This is a genomic window from Pyxidicoccus sp. MSG2 (assembly GCF_026626705.1).
Taxonomy (GTDB): Bacteria; Myxococcota; Myxococcia; order Myxococcales; family Myxococcaceae; genus Myxococcus.
Genome location: NZ_JAPNKC010000001.1, coordinates 11685015 through 11695161, shown reverse-complemented (window position 1 = coordinate 11695161; position 10147 = coordinate 11685015). Strand labels below are relative to the sequence as shown.

Genomic DNA, 10147 nt, shown 5'->3' with positions numbered 1-10147 from the left:
CCGTGACTCGCGAAAAAGGCTGGCGGAAGTCATTCACAGCGTGAAATAACTGGAAACCCGTCTTTTTAATAGAAAATTAAAAATACGGCTATTCCAGCGAGAGTTGATTACATGGCCAGCATCGTCATCATCCCGCTCCCGGTTCCGGGCCACGTCAATCCCACACTCAAGCTCGCGAAATCGCTGCGGGATGCGGGGCATTCGGTCGTCTACGCGTCCATGGCGGACATGGGACCGAGGCTGCGCGCGGAGGGGTTCGCCTTCGAGCCGCTCTTCGAGGCCGCGTATCCTACCGGCTCGCTGGACACGAGACCGTCACGCTCCGGCAACCTGCTGGCGCTGCTGAAGCTGATGCGCCAGGAGGTCCGGCGCCAGGACGGAATGCTCCGGGCGCTGCTGGATGGGGAGTTGGAGCGGCGGCTGGGGCCGCTGCGGCCGGACCTGATTCTCTACGACGAGAAGCTGCGTCACATGCCTCCCGCCACCTACGGCCTGGGCGTGCCCACCGTCCGCTTCAGTGTGACGGTGCCACCCCAGCTGCTTCCTCCGGAAGCGCCAGGGCGTGTCCACAAGCCGCCGCCCCGCTCCGTGGAGCGCGTCCTGTCCGCGCTGAGTCTGGCGCCCCGCATGAGCTGGTACTTCGACCAGCTCGCCCGCAAGTACGGCTACCCGGGACGGCTGCACATGGCCGCGCTCCAGCGGAATGGGCGCCCCATGGCGGACCTCCTCTTCTTCCCCGAGGAGTTCATCGGCTCGGGGAGGAACGCCCCCGGAGAGCGCTACCACGTGGGGCCGCTCGTCGACGTGGAGCGCCAGGAGCCGGACCTCCCCTGGGAGCGGATTCCCCAGGGCAGGCCGCTGGTCTTCTTCTCGCTGGGGACCCTGGCCTTCTCCACGCCCAGGGCGCCACGGCTGGTGCACGCCATGCTCGAGGCCGCCACCCAGCGGCCGGACTGGAGCTTCGTGCTCGCGGTGGGCGGAGCCCTGCCGCCCGAGACGCTCGGCGCGGCCCCGGCGAATGCGCTCGTCGTGGGCCACGCACCGCAGTTGCGGCTCCTGCAGAAGGTGGACGTCATGGTGAACCATGGCGGCACCAACAGCGTGAAGGAGTGCATCTACTTCGGCGTCCCCATGGTGGCGGTGCCGCTGCAGCATGACCAGCCGGCCATCGCGCGGCTCGCGGCGCACCACGGCGTGGGGACCTGCCTGCCGCCCGAGGAGTTCACGGCGAAGAGCGTGCTGGCCCATCTGGACGAGGTGCTCGGCAATCCGTCCTACCGGAACGCCGTCACCCGGATGCAGGCGCGGTTCCAGGAGACCGATGCGCCCGGGCGCACCGCGGCGGTCATCGACGGCATCCTCCGGAGCTTCCAGCCTGGCCAGACGCCCCGGGCCGCCGTCTCCGCCTGAGCCCAGACGTTTCGAACCCAGCTCGACCCCGGCCTGCGCAACACAAACGACATATGCCTTTGACCCAGAAGCCTGTGACTGCCTCGCGCGCGGTGCGGCCCTTCCTGCCTGCGTGGGCGCTGGTGCTGTCGTTCATCGCCTTTGTCGCCATCCTGCTCGCCGTGAAGGCGTTCGTGATTCCGGAGCCCTACCGGGACATCGACTTCTCGTCGTACTGGGCGGCGGCCCGGACGGCGTTCGTGGAGAAGGCCTCGCCCTATGGCGCCGGGGCGCTCCAGGCCGCGCGGGAGCGCTCGATGCCGGACCGCATGGAGGTGCCGCCGTTCCTCTACACCCCGGTGGCGCTGCTGGCCTTCGGACCGCTGCAGTGGCTGGAGCCGCTCCCCGCCGCGCGGGCGCTGTTCGCGCTGAACCTGCTGGCCCTGGTGGCGATGATGGCCTTCCTGGTGCGCACGGTGGGTCAGGGCGGCTCGCGCCGCTTCGCGTGGACGAGCGCCGGATACATCCTCCTCTTCGCGCCCCTGTACGAGACCATCAGCGCCGGGCAGATCAACCTCCTGTTGATGCTGCTGGTCGTCGGCGTGTGGCACGTCTACCGGAGCGGGCGGGCCCCGGCGGCGGGCGGCCTGGCCGCGGCGCTCGTGGTCTTCATCAAGCTGCACCTCGGCCTGTTGCTGCTGCCGGTGCTCCTGCGCCGGCGGGTGTCACTGCTCGTGGCGTCCACCGTCTCGCTCATCCTGGGCGTGGGCCTGTCCGCGGCGGTGTTCTCCTTCGACGCCTGGGGTGGCTGGCTCGAGCACATCGTCCGGGCCAGCTCCGTCGTCCAGGTTCCGCGGGGACTGCCAACCATCGCCGGGCCCATGAACCTGAGCATCCCGGGCATGACGGCGCGCTTCCTCGTCCAGAACCCCCTCTTCCCCACGCTGGCCGGCCCGCCCTGGCTCGCCTCCGCGGTGCCGAGCCTCCTGTGCGCCCTCGTCCTGGGGTGGACGGCCGTGGTGCTGTGGCGCTCCAGCCGCGTGCCCCAGACCTCCGAGCTCGCCAGCGCGGAGCTCTGCCTCGCGTTGGGCGCGGCCTTCGAGCTCTCCCCCCTCTCCTGGGGGCACCACCTCGTGTTCCTGCTGCCGGCGCTGCTCCTGCTGCTGCGGCATGCCGTGCTGGAGCCAGGAGCGAGCCCCACGGCCCGGGCCGTGCTGGCGTTCCTGATTGTCCTGCTGCCGCTGAACCCCTTCGTCTTCGGTCCGCTATCGCCTCCCGTCTCACTGGCGGTGGCCACCCTGCGCTCCCTGGCGGCCATCGTCGTGTGGGCCGTCACGAGCGCCCGGGTGCTGCGCCTGGCGCGGGCTCAGGCCCCGGAGGAGGCGGCCCCGTCCGGAGACGCCCTCCTGAGCGCCCCGCCGTCCCCGTAGGGCCCCTCAGGGACGGATGCGGTACAGCTTGAACTCGTCGTCTTCGTATTCGAGCGGCAGGTCGGGCTGCGTCGCGCCCTTCGCCTCGACGACGGCGTGCGTCGCGCCGAACCGCGTGGCGAACGAGCGGAAGCGCTCGGCATCCGCCTTCCGGTAGCCGTCGAGCACCACCTGAGGGAGCGTGAACACGCCGTACAGCGCGAGGCCCCCTCCGCCAGGCGCCACGAAGGGCTTGCAGTCGCAGAGCGCCTCGATGCGCTCCTTCCAGTCCTTCATGAAGGCGATGCTGAAGGAGACCTCGCCTCCATCCTTGAGGGTGCCGACGATGGAGCGGCCGGTGCCATAGCGGAACCCTGTCAGCGGCTCCGTGAGGTAGGGAGGGATGGCGACCACGGCGTCGCGGGGCAGGTGCTCACGGGCCCAGTGCATCAACCGGGCGCCCTGGAGCGTCTCGAACCGCGGCTGGAACTCCGGCGGGGCATGCAGCACGTAGCGCCTCACGCCCGAGACGATGCCGCCCAGCACGAGCGTGAGGAGCAGGATGGCGCCGGGCGACACGCGCGTGGCGAGCTCCCGCTTCGGCGGATTGAGGAGGACCACCCCGAGCAGCACCAGCAGGATGACCGGCTGCAACCCCGGGATGGGGAACTGGGTCAGCGTCACCAGGACGGCCACCGCCCAGCCCCGGGCGTTGCCGTGGCCCCCGGCCGGCCAGGTGTCGAGAATCCACCGGCTCCCGCAGGCGGCGGCGAGGAAGCTCAGCAGCCGGGTGCTCTGCAGCACGTGCAGGTGCAACACGGAGGGAATGGTCAGCACCTCCGCGCCGAGCGTCCCCACGACGAAGAGGATGGCGATGCCCACCAGGTAGATTTCGACCGGCCGCGAGCGGCGGGCCCGGAGGGCGCCGGCGAGAACGAGGAGCGGCGCCAGCCCCAGCATCCAGGAGTACCACCCCCACTCGCTGGGGTAGTGGTGCAGGCCGAGCAGCATCCGGGTGAGCAGGATCCAATCGGGTGGCGGCGGGAAGGGCACGCCGGAGAAGGAGCGGTTCAGCAGCATCAGGGCCAGCAGGGGCGAGGCCGCCGCGAGGCACACCAGCGTCCCCGTGAGCGCGGCCCGCCGGCGCTCGGGGTCGGCCAGGGCCGCGAGCCACACGAGGAAGGCCACGTGCATCGACGTGGTGGGGTGGATGAGGAAGGTCAGCCCCACGATGAAGAGGGCCGCGTGGTAGCGGCGCTGGATGCCCAGCGCGAGCGCGAACAGGTGCGGCCCCAGGACGAAGGTCCGGTTGAGCACCAGCGGATCCAGCATCGGAATCGCGGCGATGGTGGGCTTGGAGAGCAGCACCAGGCACGGTGCGAGCAGCGCGGCCCACGGCCCGTGCTCCCGGGCAAGCAGGGCCCGCGCGAGGGCCGCCGTCCCCGCCAGCATCGCCGCCACCGAGACGACGTGGAGGGCCAGATAGAGCGTCTCCACCGGAACGAGCGAGGTGAACAGGGCCTGCAGCCGCCAGAAGAGCGACGGGTGGTACGTATAGGCATCCACCAGGACGTCCCCCCGCAGGAAGGACGGGTCCATCTCCCGCAGCAGGTACGGCAGGTGGATGGATTGGTCGAAGATGCCGAACCGATAGCCGTTGAGGAGCAACCAGACGGCCACCTGCAGGCTCAGCAAGGCACCGAAGGACGCCCACATCCACAGCGCCATCCGCTCTTCCCGACTGGCTTCATTCAGCATCGCTGCGCTCCCAGAGCTTCAGTGACGGGTGCGGACCTGAGCACCCCGGTTCCCGGCCGGGCCTCGACTCGCGAGGCCCTGCTTGCGGCTCCCCTTCCCCTCCCCCGGAATGCGCGCGCCTCTCACGCACTCTCACGGCTTCGCGGCTCCTGCAGCGCCTTGAACAGCTCCGTGCGCTCACGGAAGAAGTTCTCGCGCGTCCGCCAGGTGGACACCCCCATCTGGGTGGAGGAGAGACACTCGGCCACCTGGCCGACATCGTGGATGTACGGGCGCTCGGTGCCACTCGCGCTGAGCAGGAGGTCCTCGCCGTTGCTCATCTCCGCGACGTCGATACCGAGCCTGTGCGCCCGCTGGTACAGCGCTTCGACGTGCGCGGCGGTGAACGTGTAGACGGTGTTGATGACGTCGACCTGCTCTTCCCGGTCGCGGATGGCCACCTGCCAGCCCTGACGGAGCGCCATGGGCACCGTCCGGCTGACCGTCACATCCCCGACGAAGCGCTCCCCCTGGATGCCATGCGGCGCCTGTGGCCGCGCCAGCAGCTCGGCGAAGAGGCGTTTCACCTGCTCCGGATACAGGAAGACGTCATCGTCGATGCTCATGAAGTAGCTGGCGCCCTCGTCCCGGGCGAGCTCGAAGCGAAGTCCCGGGGCTCGCCGCCTCGGCTGATCCACGAGGCGGAGGCGCTCGTCGCGCAGGGTCACCCAGTCGGCGATCCTGTACTCGGGGTTGTTGTTGGAGACGATGATGCGGTCGACGAAGTCCGCGCGGAGCAGGCTGCGGACGATGGGCTGCATGTTGTGCAACCGCTTCCACGCCAGGAGGATGACGCAGAGCTTCTGCGGGCCCTCCAGCGAGACGCGCGCGCCGAAGCGGGCATTGTGCTGCCACCGCAGGTAGCGCAGCAGGAAGTGCGTGCGCCAGGGGTACAGGAGAGGGGTGTCGTACTGCGTGGGGTGAAGGAGCGAGTTCGCCAGCTGGAAGAACGGCTGAGGCACCTTCATGTGTCGGAGCTCCACGGTTCAGGGTATAGAACGGCCGGTCCCCGCGAGCCCAGGCGGGACGCTGGTTGGGGCACTTCGGAGGCCGCGTGGCCACAATCCTCTTCGCTCCGCTGCCGCTGGCCGGGCATGTCAATCCCACCCTGAGGCTCGCGAAGACGCTCCGGGCGCGCGGACACCGGGTGGTCTACTGCTCCCTGCCGGATGTCGAAGCCGCGCTCCAGGCAGAGGGCTTCGAGTTCCTGCCCGTCTTCGGTGACATCTTCCCGAAGGGCCTGCTGGCGGAGCTCACGAGCAATGCCTCCCAGCTCCGGGGCCGGGAACTGCGCCGCCTCGTGAGAGATCATGTCCGGCGCCGCAATGCCCTGCTCCAGGCGGCGCTGGACGGCGAATACGACCGGCTGCTCGAGGCCCTCCGCCCGGACCTCGTCCTCTGCGATGACCGGGTCATCGACCTGCCCATCGTGTGTCACGGCCACCGGGTTCCGGTGGCTCGCCTGAACACCACCCTCCCGCCGCATCTGATGCACCTGCTCCCGACAGGCGCGGGAAGGCCGAGGAGTAGCGCGCGAATGAGCGTGCTGCGCTGGGGCGAGGTCCTGCTCGCCCGGCTGGGCTTGGTGCCGCGCTTCCAGGAGTATCACCGGCGGCTCGCGCTCAAGCATGGCTGCCCGATGGAGCCCGTCGGCTTCCCACCCTTCCAGCTCCCGCTCCTGCGAGACCTGGTGCTCTTCCCCGAGGCGTTCGCCACCCCGAGCACTCCCGAGGGGCGGGAGCGCGTCTACCATTTGGGGCCTTCCATCGACCTGGAGCGCCAGGAGCCAGACTTTCCCTGGGAGCGACTCCAGGGGGACCGGCCGCTCATCTTCTTCTCGCTGGGCACCCTGGCCTCCTCCGGTCTGGCACACCAGGTGCTGAACGTGGCGCGTGAGGCAGCGGCACGGCGGCCGGAATGGCAGTTCGTCCTCGCGGTGGGGGCCGCGATCGACCCGACGGAGTTCGACGGAGGTCCGGCCCGCGTGGTGGCCGTGCGGCATGCGCCCCAGCTCCAGCTCCTGCGCAGGGCCGCGGCGATGGTCACCCACGGTGGCTTCAACAGCGTGAAGGAGTGCATCTACTTCGGCGTGCCCATGGTGGCGCTGCCCATGAAGGACGACCAGCCCGACGTGAGCCGGCTCGTCGTGCACCACGGGCTCGGAGTCCAGGGCACCGTGGACGCACTGACAGCCGACACCCTGCTCTCGCTGCTGGGCTCCGTGATGGGCAGTCCGGCCCACGCCCGGGCGCTCGCGCAGATGAGCCTGCGCTTTCGCGAGGCGGAGTCCGCTGAAGCGGATGCGGCCACGCTCGAGAGCTTCCTGCCCCGTCCCCGAGGCGTGAGCGCGAGCGTGGGCTGAGGCTCGCTCCCCACCCGTGAATGGCCGCGGGCGCTCCACGTCAGGAGACGCGCTCGCGCGCGGGGGGGAGCTCGACGGAGGACTCCAGCTTGCCGAAGTCGAGCCGGAGGACACGGTCGGCGACGTGGAAGTACCGGTCATCGTGCGAGATGACCACCACCGCCTTGCCCTTGCGTTTCAGCTCCGGGAGGAGCTCCGTGTAGAACACCTCCTTGAAGGTGGGGTCCTGGTCCGCCGCCCACTCGTCGAAGAGGTAGATGGGGCGGTCCTCGAGGTACGCGGTGAGCAGCGCCAACCGCTTGCGCTGCCCCTGGGAGAGCTCCGTGGTGGACAGGACGCCCTCCTCGACGCGCACCTTCCGCGTCAGCTGGAGCCGCGCGAGGTAGCCCTGCACCTTGGGGAGGTGCTCCTCGGAGACGAGCCCCAGCAGCCGCTCGAAGAGGTGGAAGTCCGAGAACACCGCGGCGAAGAGCTGCCGATACGACTCCTGGGTCGTGGGCGTGACGGGCTGCCCGTCCACGAGAATCTGTCCGGACTCCGGTTGGTACAGCCCGGTGAGCACCTTGGCCAGCGTGGTCTTCCCGCTGCCATTGCCTCCCACCAGGAAGAGCAACTCCCCGGGCTGGAGGCTCAGGTGGATGGGCCCCACCGAGAAGTTCCCGTCCGCCTCCTCCCGGCGATAGGTATGGGTAACGCCCACGAGCTCGACCTTCCGGAAGGAGCTCCGCGTCACGGGCCGGGAGTCGGTGTCCACGCGCGAGCCCGCGGCGGAGTCCTCCAGTGACAGGCCCATCTGCTGGACCTTCATCAACGAGATGTCGCCACGGCCCAGCATGGGCAGGGTCTCCATGACAGCCTGCAAGGGCTGTTGCAGGTAGAGGGCCGCGAGGCAGTAGCCCACCAGCACCGGCGCCTCCACCCAGCCCAGGCCGGGGAGCACGAAGATGAGCGCTCCAAGGAAGACGAAGGACAGGAGCATTCCCAGGCTCCCGGTCGCGGCGAAGGTGTTGCCGATGCGGATCTGGAGGGTCCGCACCGTGCGGGCGGTCTCCTCGACCTCCTCGTGGAGGAAGGCCTGGCGCCGGTCGTAGTGCAGCTTGAGCTCCTTGATGCCCTCCGTGAGGCTTCGGAGCTGCTTGAACAGCGAGTCCTGCAGCTCACGCGTGCGCTGCAGGTCCGAGAAGGCGCCGAGGCTGAGCAGCCGGAAGACGGCCGCGCTCAGCGCGATGAAGCCCAGCAGACCGAGCAGCAGGGGCCAGGACAGCCAGGCCAGGTACACGAGGCAGCCCAGCGCGATGGCGGCGTTGATGAGGAACCGGGGCAGCAGGCCCAGCGCGGTGCTGATGACGAAGATGTCCTCCGTGAGGACGGCCAGCAGACGAGGGATGCCATGCTCCTCCATCTGGCGCAGCGGCGTGGCGACAATCTGGCGGCACAGCCGCACGCGCATCGCGAAGAGCGCATCGCTGTTGATCCGGTTGACGAGGGCCTGGGTGCCGAAGCGCAGCACCAGCGTCAGCCCGCCGAGCACGACGAAGCCCTGGGCCGTGGCGGCGGTGGCCCTGAACTGGGACGCGAGCACATGGTTGATGAGGCCGATGAGCCCCGCGCTGCAGGCCCCGGAGAGCAGCCCGAAGAAGGTCGCCAGGAGGATGCTGCCCCGTGACGTGCGAAGCAGAAGCGCGAGGAGTTTCATGTCCGCCTGACCGGTATCGCCAGGAAGCGCGGGCGTCTCGCCGGAGCGTGCTCACCCGAGCCGTCCAGCACCGAGGCCAACACCCCCAGGTACATCCAGAAGATCAGCGAGATGGAAGCGATCCACAGCGTGTAGTCGAAGAGTGAGTGCAGGAGCACGGCCAGGACGCCCACGAGCAGGGCCCGGCCCAGCGGGCTCTGGCCCGGGGGCCGTGTCGCGCGGGCCAGGAGCATCGCGATGGGCAGCACGAACGCCGCCAGCCCCAGCGGCCCCAGCTCCGCGAGGAGCTGGAGGTACATGTTGTGGGCATGCTCGTTCGCCGCACGCCCCGAGATGCCTGCCGGGTAGAAGTCCCCCACGAACTGGAAGAAGTTGCCCAACCCCACGCCGACGAGCGGGCTCTCGATGACCATCCCGAGCCCTGCCCTGAACAGGAAGTACCGTCCGTCGGAGAGCGCGTTGAGCTGCTCGGGAGTCCGCGTCGCCAGCAGGAAGCCACCCAGGGCCACGGCGCTCACGAGCAGGCCGGCTGCGAGCAGGCGCCCACCGCGGATGGGGCGCGTCACGGTGGGGTGGAAGAAGAGCAGCGAGAGAACCGGCGCCGCGAGGGCCGCCAACCATGCGCCCTGCGAGCGCGAGAGAAAGAGCATCACCACCCCGCCCCCCGCGACGAGGAGGGCCAGCCAACGCGCCATCGGCCACCGAGCGGTGCGGGCAAGCACCACCGCCACGGGAAGGGTCATGAGCAGGTACGTTCCAAACTGGTTCGGCCCCGAGAAGACACCGGTCGCCCGGTTCACGCCGTGGAAGTAGTCGGTCTGGTCGATCTTCCAGAGGATGAAGACGCCGACCAGCAACACCCCGAGCGCCGACCCCAGCAGGAGGATGGCCAGGGGCTCCAGGTCCTCACGGGAGAGGTTCGCCCGCACGAAGCTGAACAGGAGGATCCCCTCCAGGAAGATGAAGAGCTCGCGGAGGGGAAACAGGGGAGCATACGGAGAGGTCCGGAACGCGATGACGGCCGGACCCAGCCCGGAGAGTGAATCTCCGCTGGCCAGCACCCGGGCCGTTGCTGCGGCAGTGGCCGACCCGGTCGCCAGCAGCAGGAACAGCAGCAGCGCGCCATCGACGGGCCCCGCCTCCGGCAGTGACGCCCTGCCCTGTGCGGCCCTGATCAGCCACAGGACGAGAAAGGCCTGGACCGTCATCTCGAGCGTCGGGGCAATCATGTACAGCACGGGGCTCGTCCCGAGCGAAAGGAAGGGCATCGCGAACGCCAGCGCGAAGAAGGGCCGCTTCATCCCGCTACGGGACAGGAGGAACAGCCCCAGGAACACCGCGAGCAGCCAGAACCGCCGGGTGTGCGCGAGCTGGTCCACGATGATCGCCACGAACAGCATGACGAGCAGCGCTGTCGTGGCACGGACCATCGCGCCTCGAGCGCGCGATGGCGCGGCGGAACCGGCCATCAAGGTGTCAATCACGGAGGGAAGT

The 10147-nt window shown here is 69.4% G+C and carries 7 protein-coding genes; 3 read left to right on the top strand and 4 right to left on the bottom strand.

Features of this window, described 5'->3' with window-relative positions; genetic code table 11:
* The first annotated feature begins 111 nt into the window (after nucleotides 1-111).
* Together OV427_RS45050 and OV427_RS45045 are read left to right on the top strand one after the other, a co-directional pair.
* Nucleotides 112-1410: a glycosyltransferase gene (locus tag OV427_RS45050; protein ID WP_267862416.1), complete on the top strand. Its 1299-nt coding sequence runs from the start codon at nucleotides 112-114 to the stop codon at nucleotides 1408-1410.
* 59 nt (nucleotides 1411-1469) lie between these two features.
* Nucleotides 1470-2819, top strand: coding sequence for a glycosyltransferase family 87 protein (locus OV427_RS45045; protein WP_267862415.1), 1350 nt, complete (start codon nucleotides 1470-1472; stop codon nucleotides 2817-2819).
* A 6-nt stretch (nucleotides 2820-2825) separates the two neighbouring features.
* On the opposite strand, the gene OV427_RS45040 is transcribed toward OV427_RS45045, so the two are convergent.
* Nucleotides 2826-4556 (bottom strand): DUF6798 domain-containing protein, encoded by a 1731-nt coding sequence (locus OV427_RS45040; protein WP_267862414.1) that lies wholly within the window; start codon nucleotides 4554-4556, stop codon nucleotides 2826-2828.
* A gap of 122 nt (nucleotides 4557-4678) precedes the next feature.
* Nucleotides 4679-5563: a glycosyltransferase family A protein gene (locus OV427_RS45035; RefSeq protein WP_267862413.1), complete on the bottom strand. Its 885-nt coding sequence runs from the start codon at nucleotides 5561-5563 to the stop codon at nucleotides 4679-4681.
* A gap of 86 nt (nucleotides 5564-5649) precedes the next feature.
* Here OV427_RS45035 and OV427_RS45030 point away from each other — a divergent pair, with 86 nt between their 5' ends.
* Entirely contained in the window at nucleotides 5650-6957 is a 1308-nt protein-coding gene (locus tag OV427_RS45030) for a glycosyltransferase (RefSeq protein WP_267862412.1), read from the top strand.
* Between the two features lie 40 nt (nucleotides 6958-6997).
* Here OV427_RS45030 and OV427_RS45025 read toward each other — a convergent pair whose 3' ends face one another.
* Both OV427_RS45025 and OV427_RS45020 read right to left on the bottom strand, forming a co-directional pair.
* A complete protein-coding gene (locus tag OV427_RS45025; protein WP_267862411.1) occupies nucleotides 6998-8653 on the bottom strand; it encodes a cyclic peptide export ABC transporter in 1656 nt (551 codons plus the stop codon).
* Nucleotides 8650-10083 carry an O-antigen ligase family protein gene (locus tag OV427_RS45020; RefSeq protein WP_267862410.1) on the bottom strand — a complete coding sequence of 478 codons (1434 nt, stop codon included), beginning with the start codon at nucleotides 10081-10083 and terminating at the stop codon, nucleotides 8650-8652. The genes OV427_RS45025 and OV427_RS45020 overlap by 4 nt, the downstream gene beginning before the upstream one ends.
* Nucleotides 10084-10147 lie beyond the last annotated feature (64 nt).

Coding starts and splice junctions, on each gene's coding strand:
- OV427_RS45050 (WP_267862416.1), top strand. CDS start 112: ATGGCCAGCATCGTCATCATCCCGCTCCCGGTTCCGGGCCACGTCAAT.
- OV427_RS45040 (WP_267862414.1), bottom strand. CDS start 4,556: ATGCTGAATGAAGCCAGTCGGGAAGAGCGGATGGCGCTGTGGATGTGG.
- OV427_RS45035 (WP_267862413.1), bottom strand. CDS start 5,563: ATGAAGGTGCCTCAGCCGTTCTTCCAGCTGGCGAACTCGCTCCTTCAC.
- OV427_RS45025 (WP_267862411.1), bottom strand. CDS start 8,653: ATGAAACTCCTCGCGCTTCTGCTTCGCACGTCACGGGGCAGCATCCTC.
- OV427_RS45020 (WP_267862410.1), bottom strand. CDS start 10,083: ATGGTCCGTGCCACGACAGCGCTGCTCGTCATGCTGTTCGTGGCGATC.